Source organism: Stutzerimonas stutzeri (assembly GCF_024448715.1).
In the GTDB taxonomy this organism is placed as follows: Bacteria; Pseudomonadota; Gammaproteobacteria; order Pseudomonadales; family Pseudomonadaceae; genus Stutzerimonas; species Stutzerimonas stutzeri_AR.
Window position 1 is genome coordinate 44,056 of record NZ_JAMOHZ010000008.1, and the last position, 13,738, is coordinate 57,793.

Annotated in this window: 11 protein-coding genes; 10 read left to right on the forward strand and 1 reads right to left on the reverse strand. The window is 61.4% G+C overall.

Annotation, left to right across the window (positions count from 1 at the left end; genetic code table 11):
- Nucleotides 1-136: 136 nt before the first annotated feature.
- From NAV33_RS17050 to NAV33_RS17085, 8 genes are all read left to right on the forward strand, one after another.
- Nucleotides 137-1,366, forward strand: coding sequence for a benzoate/H(+) symporter BenE family transporter (locus NAV33_RS17050; RefSeq protein WP_255982229.1), 1,230 nt, complete (start codon nt 137-139; stop codon nt 1,364-1,366).
- 408 nt (nt 1,367-1,774) lie between these two features.
- Nucleotides 1,775-3,733: a TRAP transporter permease gene (locus NAV33_RS17055; protein WP_255982231.1), complete on the forward strand. Its 1,959-nt coding sequence runs from the start codon at nt 1,775-1,777 to the stop codon at nt 3,731-3,733.
- A 60-nt stretch (nt 3,734-3,793) separates the two neighbouring features.
- On the forward strand, nt 3,794-4,789 hold the full coding sequence (locus tag NAV33_RS17060; RefSeq protein WP_255982233.1) for a TAXI family TRAP transporter solute-binding subunit: 996 nt from the start codon (nt 3,794-3,796) through the stop codon (nt 4,787-4,789).
- Between the two features lie 31 nt (nt 4,790-4,820).
- Nucleotides 4,821-6,458, forward strand: a complete 1,638-nt coding sequence (locus NAV33_RS17065; protein ID WP_255982235.1) for a thiamine pyrophosphate-binding protein — start codon at nt 4,821-4,823, stop codon at nt 6,456-6,458.
- A gap of 190 nt (nt 6,459-6,648) precedes the next feature.
- The gene (locus NAV33_RS17070; RefSeq protein WP_255982237.1) at nt 6,649-8,088 is read left to right on the forward strand and encodes a UbiD family decarboxylase; all 1,440 of its coding nucleotides are present in this window, start codon (nt 6,649-6,651) and stop codon (nt 8,086-8,088) included.
- A 127-nt stretch (nt 8,089-8,215) separates the two neighbouring features.
- Nucleotides 8,216-9,655 (forward strand): aldehyde dehydrogenase family protein, encoded by a 1,440-nt coding sequence (locus tag NAV33_RS17075; protein ID WP_255982239.1) that lies wholly within the window; start codon nt 8,216-8,218, stop codon nt 9,653-9,655.
- Between the two features lie 22 nt (nt 9,656-9,677).
- Nucleotides 9,678-10,628 (forward strand): LysR family transcriptional regulator, encoded by a 951-nt coding sequence (locus NAV33_RS17080; RefSeq protein ID WP_255982241.1) that lies wholly within the window; start codon nt 9,678-9,680, stop codon nt 10,626-10,628.
- Complete coding sequence (locus tag NAV33_RS17085) at nt 10,615-11,253, forward strand: UbiX family flavin prenyltransferase (RefSeq protein WP_255982243.1); 639 nt, start codon at nt 10,615-10,617, stop codon at nt 11,251-11,253. Before NAV33_RS17080 ends, NAV33_RS17085 begins: the two co-directional genes overlap by 14 nt.
- Nucleotides 11,254-11,296: 43 nt before the next feature.
- Here NAV33_RS17085 and NAV33_RS17090 read toward each other — a convergent pair whose 3' ends face one another.
- Nucleotides 11,297-12,073, reverse strand: coding sequence for an alpha/beta fold hydrolase (locus NAV33_RS17090; RefSeq protein WP_255982245.1), 777 nt, complete (start codon nt 12,071-12,073; stop codon nt 11,297-11,299).
- An 88-nt stretch (nt 12,074-12,161) separates the two neighbouring features.
- On the opposite strand from NAV33_RS17090, the gene NAV33_RS17095 reads away from it, so the two are divergent.
- Entirely contained in the window at nt 12,162-13,127 is a 966-nt protein-coding gene (locus NAV33_RS17095) for an XdhC family protein (RefSeq protein WP_255982246.1), read from the forward strand.
- Complete coding sequence (locus NAV33_RS17100) at nt 13,117-13,737, forward strand: nucleotidyltransferase family protein (protein ID WP_255982618.1); 621 nt, start codon at nt 13,117-13,119, stop codon at nt 13,735-13,737. The genes NAV33_RS17095 and NAV33_RS17100 overlap by 11 nt, the downstream gene beginning before the upstream one ends.
- The last annotated feature ends 1 nt before the right edge of the window (nt 13,738 follow it).

The window sequence follows — 13,738 nt, forward strand, 5'->3', positions numbered from 1 at the left end:
CTTTGATCAGAGGGATGCGAGCCACGCAACAGCCGGCGCAGGTTTCTTCGCCGGCTGCATGCGCTTGGCCTGGATGCGAAGTCAAGCGAATGGGTCCCGGTAGCAGCTGCAGATAACAACAAACAGAGGCATCACGATGCTCAACGATATGACTCCTTTGGCGAATGATCTGCCAGACGCCAAACCCGGCAAACCAGCGCTGCGCCAGATACTGAACAGCAAAACCATCAGCGTCGGCCTGGTCGCGGCCGTGTTTGGCTGCACCGGCCCCGCACTGGTGGTGATCAAGGCCGCCGAGGCCGGGCAACTGAGCGCTGGTCAGACCGTTGCCTGGTTGTTCTCCATCTACGTGCTGGGCGGGCTGCTAAGCCTGTTCCTTGCACTGCGGTATCGCCAGCCAATCTGCGGCGCCTACACCATTCCCGGCGCTGCGATCCTCGCTACATCGCTTGTGGGCATGAACTTCAGCGACGCCGTGGGCGCCTTTATCATGAGCGGCTTGCTGGTCTTGCTGCTCGGCGTTTCCGGCCTGATCGGACGGCTGATGCGGTGGCTGCCGATGCCTATCGTGATGGCGATGATCGTGGGGGCCATGATTCGCTTCGCCACCGGAGCCGTCGATTCGATTGCCGCCATGCCATTGATCGCAGGCTCCGCGGCGCTGAGCTTCTTTCTGGTCACGCGGTTCGTCAAATCGGTGCCGCCGGTAATGGTGGCGGGCATCGTTGGATTTGGCCTTGCGCTGGCGATGGGTCAAATACAGCCCGCCGATGTGGACGTTGTTTTCGTGATGCCCGCCTTTACCGCACCGACTTTTTCGCTGGATGCCTTTCTGGCCATTACCATTCCGTTGACTGCATTGGTCATCGGCGCCGAAAACGCCCAGGCGGCGGGCGTACTGATGGCCGAAGGTTACAACCCGCCCATCAATGCCATGACGGTGGTCAGCGGCGTCGGCGGTATGCTCGCCGGATTGCTGGGCGGCCACAACGCGAATATCGCCGGACCAATGACCGCGATCTGCTCATCCGAGCAAGCGGGCGAAGACCCGCAGCACCGCTACGGCGCGGCGTTGGTCAACGGCGTGCTGTTCGGTCTATTCGGATTGTTCGCAGGCCTCGCCGTGCCGTTCATCCTGGCGTTGCCAAAAGCGCTGATCATGATCGTCGCCGGGTTGGCGATGATCGGCGTGCTGCTCAGCGCTCTGCAGCAGGCATTCCAGAAGGGCGGCGCCTGTCAGATAGGCGCCTTCGTTGCCCTTGCGGTGGCGATGAGCAATTTTTCGCTGATGGGAATCAGCGCGCCCTTCTGGGCGCTGGTTTGCGGCGTGCTGGTGTCCTGGCTATTGGGCGAAATCGAACGCTGATCGGTGCTCTGAATAACCCGCACGGCGCGCAAACAGCCAGGCCAGAGCCCTGGCTTTTCCAAAGCGCGCGCTGATGGCTCGTATCAGTATTCATTAATTTCATCCATTTACTGCTGAACCTAAGATGGAGCCAGCCACAGAGCCAGCTACTGCACAGCATTCATAACAATAAGTAGAGGCGGATATGAACGACCCCGTGCTTTTTCAGCATTTCCCGACAGGCCCAGTGCGTTCACGCCGACGGCCTCTGTTCGATATAGCCGACCCCGTCTCCACGGCAAAGGCGTCCCACAAAAATAACAGGCGTCTCGCCAAGCCCATCGAGCCTGCCATCAGGCTAGAGGCTGCATATCGGCATCCCGCCAGCCAACGTTCGGTATTGGCCGACCACGGAGATGGCAGAACATCATGAAAAGTCTTTTGAATCCTGCATCAATCATCGCGCTCTGCTGGGCGGCCTTCCAGATTCACATGGTGTACGGCGAACCTCTGGAACTGATAGTCGCCGTGCCTATTCACGTCATGTTTGGCGTGGTGCTTACCTTTATCACCCATCCGCTGCGCCAAGACAGCCGGGGTACGCTGTCGCTTGCCCGTGCTTCGGATTACCTGCTGGCGGCAATCGCAGCGGCCATCGCTGCGTACTACCTGATTGACGCGGAACGGCTAGTCACGCGGATCGCCATGGTCGATCTGTTGGAAAAATGGGACTTCATCGTCGGCATTGCAACCATTGCCCTTGTGATCGAGGCCGTACGCCGGTCGCTGGGAATGGGCTTGACGGTAGTTATCCTGGTATTCCTCGGCTACCAGTTCATCGGCCCCGCGTTACGCGATCTGCCGTTGTTGAGCATCATCGGTCACGGTGGCGAACCGACCATGTTGTTCCTCGAGACGTTCCTCGATCTGCAAACCATGCAGAACGAAGGCGTGTTCGGTATCCCGAGCATCGTTTCCTACAGCCAGGTGTTCTACTTCCTGCTGTTCGGCGCGTTCCTGCAGCTGTTTGGTGGCGGCCAGCTGTTCATGGACATGTCCGTGCTGTTGGTGGGGCGCTTCCGCGGCGGCATGGCCAAGGTATCCATTGTCTCTTCGACCCTGTTCGGCGCGGTGAGTGGCAGCGCCACCGCCAACGCGGCGGTGATGGGCATGTTCACCATTCCGGCGATGAAGAAGTCGGGGATGAGTTCGGAAGAGTCCGCTGCGGTCGAAGCCGCCTCGTCAACCGGCGGGCAATTGATGCCACCGGTCATGGGCGCGGCGGCCTTTCTGATCGCGCAGTTCATGGGCATCCCTTATGCTCAGGTCGCCATCGCCGCGCTGATCCCGGCGCTGCTGTTCTATATCGCGCTGTACTTTGTCGTGGATCTACTGGCCCGTCGCAAGGGCCTGACAGCGCTCAAGTTGAGCGAGATGGACACCAACTGGGCCAGCGTCTTCAAGCGTCTTTACCTGTTCATTCCCGTGATCATGCTGGTCTATCAGATCATGGCCGGCCGCGCCTTGAGCTCCGCCACGCTGGAAGCCATCTGGGTCACGATAGTCTTCGGCCTGATCACCCGTGTTTGGGGAGGTTTCAGCACTGAGGGCATCAGCGGCGCAGTCAAGGCCACCGCCAACGTGTTCATCGATTCGCTGAAGGCGCTGGATTCCGGTTCGCGCGGCGCCATTGCCGTGGCAATTCCTTGCGCTGGGGCAGGCATCGTCGTCGGCATCGCGTCGATGACCAACCTGGGTCTGACGTTCGGCTCGTTCGTCACTGCGCTATCGGGCGGCATGCTGATCCCTGCCCTGCTGCTGGTGATGCTCATGGTCATCGTCATGGGCATGGGTATGCCGACCACCGCCGCCTACATCATGGGCGCAATCCTGGCCATCCCGGCACTGGACAAGCTTGGGATCCCGGCGTTGTCGTCGCACTTCTTCGTGCTGTACTTCGCCGCTCTGTCGATGGTCACGCCACCCGTGGCGCTCGCCGCCTTCGTCGCAGGAGGAATCGCCAAGGCGAATATCTGGAAGACAGGCTGGATCGCGTTCCGCTACAGCCTGGCCGGCTTCCTCGTGGCATACGCTTTCGTCTTCAGCCCAGCGCTGCTTTTGCAGGGCGAGTGGACCGAAATACTTCCCGCAGTCGTCACCGCGGTCATCGGTTGCTATGCCCTGGCTGGCTGCGTGGCGGGCTATCTGAGGGCTAGAAACACACTGCTCGAGTCGTTCCTGCTGTTTGTCGCTGCCGCGATGCTGATTGCACCGGTAATCAAGGCGTCGCTCGCAGGCCTGGTTCTGCTGACCCTGGTATGGGTCTGGCAAGTCCGCAAAACAAAGGCCGCCTCCAGCAACGCCTTGATGGAGAGTTCAAGAGCCTGATTTAACGCCAGCTCAGCTCAACTGTCTGGCAAACGTTTCACCCATAAAGAGAACAAGAAAATGATTAAAGCATTCAAGAAAAACGCACTGCCTTTCATTCTCGGCGGCTTCCTCGCCTTCTCCGGTACGGCCTTTGCCGCCGACCCGGTAAACGTCAAGTTTGCTGCCGGGCCGACCGGCACCACCTGGTACGCCTACGCGGGCTCCCTGCGCACCGAGATGCTCGAAGGACTACCGCAGGGTTCGACTGTCGACATCCTTGGCACCCCCATGGCTATCGCCAATACCAAGCTGCTGGCTGCCAAACGCACAGACATTGGTTTGATTTTCCCGCCAGTCGCCTCTTGGGCGGTGCAGGGCTTCGGGCCGTTCGACAAGAAGACAGACAACGTGCTCGGCCTGGTCGGTGGCCTCGACCAGTATTACCAGCGCATCACCGTGCAGAAAGACAGCCCCATCACCTCTATCGCTGAGATAAAGGAGAAAAAACTTGCAGTGCGTATCGGTACCGGCCCGCAGGGCAGTCTGAACGAGTACATCAGTAAATTGATTCTCGAAGCCAACGGACTGACCTATGAGGATATCGAGGCCTTTGGCGGCAGCGTCAGCAAGTCCAGCCTGAGCATTCTGCAGGACCAGTTCGGCGACAAGCAGATCGACATGATCATCGGCATCACCACGGACGGACACCCGAACACCGCGCAGCTCTCGATCGCTCCCGGCCAGCGCTTTCTCAGCCTGAGCGACGATGCCGTGAAATTCCTCGAAAAATACGGCTTCGCGCGCGCCACCATGCCCGCCAACATGTTTGAAGACCAGAGCGAGCCGGTAGAGGGTGTGGGCTTCAGTACCTCGCTGTATGCCAATGCTTCGGTGTCCGAGGAAGATGCCTACCAGATCACCAAGGCGGTCATGGAGCGTCGTGAAAACCTCCAGCGCTCGTTCGGTTCGATGAAAGGCTGGACCGCTGAAGGCTCGGCCGCCGAAATCAACCTGGGCACCCCGCTGCACCCAGGTGCGAAGAAATACTACAAGGAAGCCGGGCTGCTCAAGTAAGCCGCGCCCACCGTCTTGCAGGAGCGAATGAATGACCGGCAATCCCGAAACACTAACCGGCGGGCAAGCGATAGTTGAGTTGCTGCGGCGCAATGGCGTCGACCGCGTGTTCACTGTTCCCGGCGAAAGTTTCCTGCCGGTTCTCGACGCCCTGCATGACGCACCGGACATCGAGCTGGTGGTATGCCGCCAGGAAGGCGGTGCCTCAATGATGGCCGAGGCACACGCCAAGATCACCGGACGCCCCGGCGTCTGCTTCGTCACTCGTGGCCCCGGCAGCGCCAACGCGCTGGCCGGGCTGCATGTGGCGTCACAGGATTCGACCCCGCTGCTGGTGTTCGTCGGTCAGGTGCCGCACGGCTTCCAGGAGCGAGAAGCCTGGCAGGAAGTCAACGTGAAGGCGCTGTTCGGATCAGTCGCCAAGTGGGCCTCGGACATCCAAGAGGCTGAACGTCTTCCCGAATATGTCAGCCGCGCCTTTGCCACCGCTCAGTCGGGACGCAAGGGGCCCGTGGTGATGGGATTGCCGGAAGACCTTCTCTATCAACGACTGAACAGGGTCGAGCTTGAACGCTCGCCCGGCGTGCAGAGCTACCCCGCCCCACGCGACGTACTGTCGCTTCTCGCATTGCTGGCCGAAGCCAGGAGGCCGCTCGCCATATTTGGCGGGTCAGGCTGGACGCCGGAAAGCCGCCAGCAGCTGCAACACTTCGCCGAAACACACGGCCTGCCTGTGGTGACAGCCTTCCGGCGGCAGGATCGCTTCGACAACGGCAGCCCGAACTATGCAGGCGACGCCGGCCTGGGCATGAACCCCCAACTGGCGGAGCTGATAAAGGATGCCGATTTGCTGATTGCGGTCGGTACCCGGCTGGGTGACATCGCCACCCGGCACTATGAGCTGGTCGAGGTCCCGCGGCCTCGGCAGCAACTTATTCATGTCCACCCCGAGGCCGAGGAGCTGGGCCGCGTCTACCAACCGGATCTTGCGATCTGTGCGGGGATACAGGGTTTCGCCGACGCGGTCGGCGCCCTGACCCGACCACTGTTGACGGCGGAGCGCGAATCCTGGCTTGGCCGGGCTCGCCGGGTCTACCTCGACTGGAGCAAGCCGACAGAATTACCGGGGCCGTTGCAGTTTGGGGAAATTGTCGCCTGGCTTGGCAAACGGCTACCGTCCAACGCTGCGATCAGTAACGGTGCCGGCAATTACACGTTGTGGGTGCACCGTTTTTACCCGTTTCGCGCGCTGGGCAGCCAGCTTGCGCCCACCTCTGGATCGATGGGCTACGGCCTGCCGGCGGCGATCGCAGCCAAGCTGGCCAATCCCGAACGCCCGGCGGTGTGCTTTGCCGGCGATGGCTGCTTCCTGATGACTTGCCAAGAGCTGGCGACGGCCGTGCAGTACAAAGCGAACGTCATCATCATCGTGGTCAACAATGGCTCCTACGGCTCCATTCGCATGCACCAGGACAAACAGTATCCCGGACGCCGCTACGGCACTGACCTGATAAACCCGGACATGCTCCGGCTAGCGGAAGCGTTTGGCGCCGGTGCTGCCCGCGTGGAACGAACAGATCAATTCGCGGAGGTGTTCGAGCAGGCACTCAATGCCGATCGACCGTTTCTGATCGAGCTGATCATCGACCCGGCCATTCTCAGACCCTGATGGTCGCATCGGAGCATGACGCACCGTCGCCATGCTCCTTCAATCTGTTCTGGAAGCGCAGGAGCAGGCTCACAGTGCTGTTCCAAAGAGCATCGCTCGCAGTGATGACCAGCATCAAAATTGCTTAATAGGCAGTCAATGCCGGCGCTTCTAGCATGGTCTGCGAACAATAACTACAGAGAGACCCGCCATGCCGTCCATATCCAATTCCACGGCCAACACCGACGCCATCGTCCACCGCCCCATCGGGGCCAGCTTGCGGGGCTGGCTGAATCACCTTCAACAAAGCGGTCGTTTCAATATCGTCCGAGCGGGCACCGAGCTGCGTTTTGGCGTCGCTGCGATAGCGAACCGTCTCGACGGTCAGAGCGCCTCGCTGTTCCTCCGCCCAAGTGGCCACTCCATTCCGGTTATCTCCGGCCTGCTGTCGGATCGTCAGTGGATGGCCGAGGCGATGGGAGTCGAATCATCTCAGGTACTGGCCCGTTTCGAGGAAGCCAGCCTGAATCCACTGCCATGGCAGGAAACCGAAGACGCGGTGTGCCAGCAGGTCGTGCATCGCGATGTGGATCTGCTGGCGCAGCTGCCGATCCCCACGCACAACGAGCACGACAGCGGCGCCTATATCACCGCCGGTTTGCTGATCACTCGCAATCCGCGTACCGGCGTGCAGAACGTGTCGATCCATCGCTTGCAGGTCAGTAGTCACAACCGCCTCGGCGCCCTGCTGCTGCCACGCCATACCTTGGCGTACTTCCAGGAAACCGAAAGCGTTGGCGAGGATCTGGAAGTCGCGGTAGTAGTCGGCTGCGACCCCCTGACCCTGATGGCATCTCAGGCGATCGTGCCGATCGACCACGATGAACTGGAAATTGCCGGCGCACTGCACGGCCAACCGCTCAAGGTCGCCAAATGCGTCACTAACCGCATCCGCGTGCCGGCCGATGCCGAGATTGTCATCGAAGGAAGACTGCTGGCGAATGCTCGCGAAGAAGAAGGTCCTTTCGGTGAATTCCCGCAGTATTACGGCGAGCGTGCCGAGCGACACGTAATCGAGGTGGATGCTGTCACCCACCGGGACTCACCGATGTTTCATACCATCGTCGGTGGTGGACTGGAGCATCTTCTGCTGGGCGGAATTCCGCGCGAGGCAACGATGCTGGCGCATCTGCGTCGCAGCTTCCCTTCGGTGCGCGACGTGCATCTGGCTCGGGGAGGCGTATGCCGGTATCACCTGTATGTGCAGATCGACAAGCGTTCCGAGGGCGAGGCGAAGAACGTGATCCTCGGTGCGCTCGGCGGGCATTACGACATCAAGCATGTCGTCGTCGTGGATACCGATGTCGACATCCATAACCCCACCGAAGTCGAGTGGGCGGTGGCCACGCGCTTTCAAGCCGATCGCGATCTGGTACTTATCCACGAATCCCAGGGTTCCAAGCTCGACCCCTCCACGCGTGACGGCATTGGTTCGAAGATGGGCTTCGATGCCACAGTTCCCCTTGAGGCGCCACCGATGCGTTTCAAACGCATCCAGGTCCCCGGCGAAGCGGAGGTGGAGCTTGCCGAAGCCTGCCAGTTGGCCGACGAAGACTGGGAGCAGCTATTGACCCACTCGCAGCACGACTGAGCCGCTCAGCGGAGACAGCAACGTGCGGGACGCCTGCAATGGCGCGGCGTCCACCGGCGACCGTCTCGATCGGATGAAGCGGTCAGCCAATCAAATTCGAATAAGAAATTCCCAACAGGAGAATCCAATGCAGGCTCGACATTTCATCGATGGAGACTGGTGCGAAAGCGGTCAGTGGAGCGAAAGCCTGGACCCGGCCAATGCTGAAACCATTGGCCAGTTTGCAGACGGCGGGCTGCGCGAAGCTCAGGCCGCCGTCGATGCGGCCGCACGCGCCTTTGCCGAGCCACAGTGGTCACAGAACCCGCGCCTGCGCCAACAGGTCCTTCTGGAATGGGCGGCCGCCCTCAAAAGCCGTCAAGAGGATCTTGCGATCCTGCTGACCCGCGAGAACGGCAAGGCGCTGGCGCAATCACGTGGCGAAATCGGCGGCGCCATCTCGGAAATCCTGTATTACGCGGGCCTGGCTCGCCATATTCCAGGCCATGTGCTGGAGGTGGCACCCGGCGAATTTTCCACCATGCTCCGCGAGCCAGCGGGGGTCGCGGCCCTGATCATTCCCTGGAACGCTCCGGCCGTTCTGCTGGTGCGCGCGCTAGCGCCTGCATTGGCGGCCGGCTGCACCTGTGTGATCAAGCCGGCGCCACAAACTGCATTATTCAATGCCGCCTTTCTCGAACCCTTGCTGCAGTTGCCCCTGTTGCCGCGCGGCGCCGTCAACCTGTTCGCGGAAACCGGCCACGTCGGTGCCGCGCACCTCGTCGCCTCACCTGCGGTGGACGTGCTCAGTTTCACGGGCTCGACTGCAACCGGAACGCGGATCATGCAAGATGCAGCGCCCACCATGAAGAAGTTGTCGCTCGAGCTCGGCGGCAAATCCTGCTGTGTGGTGCTCGAAGATGCGGACATCACGGCCGTGGCACTTAAGCTCGCTGCGGCAGCCACGATCATTTCCGGCCAGCAATGCACGGCAGCCCGTCGCGTGCTGGTACACGTCAGCCGCTTGGCGGAAATGAAACAGGCCCTCGCCGCCGCATTGGGCGAGATACGTCTCGGCCATGGTCTTGAAGCCGCTACGCAGATGGGACCGCTGATCGACTGGCACTCTCGCGATCTGGTGGGACAACGGATCGCTGAAGCGATGGGCAGCTGCGATGAGGTGCTGCTGGCTGGAGGCCAACCGGATGGCCCGTTGGGCGCCGGCGCGTTCCTCTCGCCCACGCTGATCGCTCATCGCGACAGCGGTGCGTTCTTTTGCCAGGAGGAAATCTTCGGGCCGCTGTTGGTTCTGGAGGCATTCGAGGATGATGCCGAAGCGATTGCCCGCGCCAATCACTCGGACTTCGGTCTGTCAGCGAGTGTCTGGACCCACGATGGCGCGCGCGCCATGCGCCTCGCCCGGGCGCTGCGCAATGGTACGGTGTGGATCAACGACCACAACAAGCTTTTCGCCGAGGCAGAAACGGGTGGCTATCGCAAGAGTGGGCTGGGCCGACTCCACGGCTATGACGCGCTGATGGATTTTACAGAGCTCAAGCACGTCTACCAGAATGTCGGCACCCTGTAGGTAGCCAACGCCGAGGTCAGAGATGGAACTGCGCCAACTGAAGTACTTCACCTGCCTGTATGAAGAGGGTTCGGTCACGAAGGCGGCGCAGCGCCTGAACATCGTGCAGCCAGCCCTCTCGATGCAGATTGCCAAGCTGGAAGAAGAACTCGGGCAACCGTTGTTCGACCGCACGCCCAAAGGCATGACGCCAACCGAAGCGGGGGTACAGGCCTACCGTTTGTTCATGCCGATCCTCAGTGAACTGCTAGAGGCCCGCCAAGCGTTGATCGACCGCAGCGGCAAGATCGGCGGAAGGATCAACGCAGGCCTGATCGCCTCGGCGGCCAACCAGGCACTGGCAAGCACCCTCGCCTATTTCGTCGAGCATCACCCGGACGTCGATCTGCAGGTCAGCTACGGCTACAGCCAGGATCTGATCGATCGCGTGCTGTCTGGCGCACTGGACTTCGCCGTCATCAACCAGAGCTTCCAGCAGGAGCATCTGAACCGGATCGATATCCTCGACGAAGAGCTGCTCGTTGCAACCGGCGCCACTACCCGGTTGCGCATGCCGATGCCCGTACCGCTCAGCGCGTTGCCGAAACTGAAGCTGGTTCTGCCTTCCCGCCGCCACGGCCTGCGCATCGTCATCGACCAGGCGCTCGCCGTTCATGGAATCGAATTGACCCCGCATCTCGAACTCGATGACCTGACGGTGATCGAGAGCTTTCTGCGCCGCAGCGACTGGATCAGTGTGCTGCCAGCCACCGTGTTGCAACGCGGGCTGGAAGACGGCGCGCTGCGTGCCTATCCGCTTGCGAATCCCGGAATCACCCGTCGAATGGTCTGCGTACACGACAGCCGGCGCCCCCTCACGCCTGCCGCCACACTGTTCGTCGATATCATCAGCAAGACGCTGGGCACCGCTCTCAATGCCATCCATTTCTATAAGGAAGGCGCGATACAGGACACCGATCATGATCTCAGCTAATCCTCGCCCTCAACGGCTCATCATCGGGATATCAGGCGCTTCGGGTGCGATATATGGCGTGCGCCTGCTGGAGCTGTTGCGCGACACACCGATCGAGACCCACCTGATGGTCACCAAATCGGCGCTGATTACCCTCGCTCACGAAACCGGTCTCTCGTGGTCGCAACTCAAGACCATGGCGACCGTGAGCTACTCCAATCAGGACATCGGCGCAGCCATCGCCAGCGGATCGTTCAAGACCATGGGCATGATCATCGCCCCTTGCTCGGTGCGTACCATGTCGGAAATTGCCAGCGGGGTGACCTCTACCCTGCTGACTCGCGCGGCGGACGTCATTCTGAAGGAGCAGCGCCGGCTGGTATTGATGGTGCGCGAAACGCCATTGCACCGAAACCACCTGCGCACCATGACCGAGCTGGCTGAACTTGGCGCCGTCATCGCGCCACCGGTCCCGGCCTTCTATGCCCGACCGACATCGATCGATGACATGGTCAACCACACAGTCGGGCGCGTGCTGGACATGTTCGACATCGAGCTGGGAGTCGTCCGCCGCTGGCGTGATGAGCCCGAAGCAGTTCCGACTCTGGACGAAATCGAGACGGCGATGGCCGACGAGCAGGGTTGAGATGAACGGCCGGCGAGGTGACGCGTTGTCAGGCTTAAACGCACTATGCCGGGAGCGTGGCCAGGAACTGGCCGATCAGCTCGAGAGTATTGCTCCTGGCCTGGTTCTGCGGAAAATGCCGGCAGTTGTCGAGCAGCTCGGTGCGGCTGTCGGGCACGTGATGCGCTATCAGCGCCATTTGCTCGGTGGTTGCGTACTCATCGTCCCGCCCCTGGAGCGCCAGCACCGGTACCGCAATGCGCGGCAAATGGTCGAGCAGATGCCAGCCGGTGAAGTCCGGGGCCAGCCAGGTGTCGCTCCAGCCATGAAAAGCACCGTCCGTGTTCATGCCGTGATAGGCGGCGAGCTGTTCACGCAGGCCGCCGCCAAGGAACTGACCGGTAGTCTGGCGGATACCGGCGAGGCCCGCCGGCTCGACCGTGACGTGCGGCGCGAGCGCCACCACGCCTCGAACGCGCGGATCGTTGCGTGCGGCGTAAGCCAGGGCGATAGATGCACCATCGCTGTGGCCAACCAGCACCACGTTGTCGAGCCCAAGCGCCTCGATAACCTGAGCCAGTTCATCAGGGCCAGCTTCGCTCAAGTAATCCAGCCGGCGTGGCAGCGGTACTGCGCTCGATCCGCCATAGCCTTGCCGGCTGTAGGTAAGAACCGACAGGCCCGTTGCGGCAGCGAGCGTGTCGGGAAAATCCTTCCACAGGGCGACACAACCCAAACCCTCATGCAACAGAACAAGCGTCGGACCAGTCGAATCCGCGTTGGACAACAACCGATACTCCAGCGTGGCCGTACCGGTATCGAGAAAGGAGCAAGACGACATCCCACAAGCTTCCTAGTAGAGCGGGGGTTGAAGGGTAACCGATTATCACGGCGCGCCAATGCGTTGTCCGCGACCAGGGGAAACAGGCATGCAACATCTTGACCTACAGGTAATCGAGCAGGCCCTGCGATGGGTGACAGACGGTCACAAGCTATGGCTATGCACGGTTCTGTCGACCTATGGATCGGCACCTAGGGCGCCGGGTGCATTGCTCGTTGCGCGTGCGGATGGTTCCCATGTCGGCTCTTTATCCGGCGGCTGCGTCGAAGAGGACTTTCTCGCCAGCCTTGCGCAGGGCGAACTACGCGCGCCCGCGCAAATCGTTCGCTACGGTGAGAGCGCCGATGATCGGCACCGGCTCCGTCTGCCCTGCGGCGGCATTCTTCAGGTGCTGGTCGAGCATCACGCTCCGACTGAAGCTTTGGCAAACCATCTGGAGGCCTTGCAGGCTGCTCTGCAAGGCCAGCGCCGTCTTCTGCGCCGGGTAAACCTCACGACCGGTAACGCGGAGCTGCTGCCCGACCGAGGCGGCGAGCAGACCTGCCTCATGGATGAACATGCCGAGATTCGCATTGGACCGGCGTTGCGCCTGCTGCTCGCTGGCGTATCACCGGTAGCGCAAGCCTGCGCCGGCTTCGCGCGGGCACTTGGCTGCGAGGTGATTGTCTGCGACCCCCGCGAGGAAATGCAGGGCATGCTGGTCGAGGGTATCGAGGTTCGACCGGTATTGCCTTCCATGTTCATCGCGTCGGGAGGGTGCCACGAGGCCACTGCGGTGGTTGCACTAACCCATGATCCGCGCATCGATGACCTCGCGCTGATGGAAGCCGTACGGACGCCGGCGTTTTACATCGGTGCCATGGGTTCGCGACAGACCTCATCCAACCGGGCGGAACGGCTGCAGCGCGTCGGCGGCCTGAGTCTGGAGCAAATCGAGCGCATCCACATGCCTATCGGGCTGGATCTAGGCAGCAAGACTCCGGCCGAAATCGCCCTTTCGGTAATGGCGGACGTATTGCGCGTGTACCGAGGCAAGGCCCGTGATGCGCTCTGAAGCGAATGGAGTCATCGGCCTGGTTCTCGCCGCCGGGCAAGCTCGTCGTTTCGGCGCCGACAAGCGCTTGGCCCGCCTCAGCGATGGCCACGGCGTGCTGGAGACAACTTTGCGGGTCGCGGCATCGGTGTTTTCCGAATTGGTGCTCGTGCTGCGTTCAGATGATCAGCTCTCGGATTACCGTCTACCGCCAGATGTGCGCGTTGTGCATGCAGCTCGCGCCGAACATGGAATGGGAGCAAGCCTGGCGGAAGGCGTGGCAGCCATTCACTCACAGTCGGCGCGGGCTATCGCCGTCCTGCTAGGCGATATGCCCTGGATCTCGACGGCTACGCTGGCGCAATTGGCCCAGGCAGCGACTGAGGATGGAATCGTCCAGCCTTGTCATATGGGCCGGCCTGGACATCCGGTGCTGTTCGGTCGTCAATTCTGGCCGCAGCTTCGCGCGCTGGATGGCGATAAGGGTGGAAGCGCGCTGATCGCCCGACACCCGACCGCACATGTATTGATCAACGTCACAGACCCGGGTATTCATCTGGATGTCGACGTGCCGTCCGATCTTGCTTCTGCTCCCGAACCCGCCGGTTTTCACACACCGGCCTCAGCGTGAG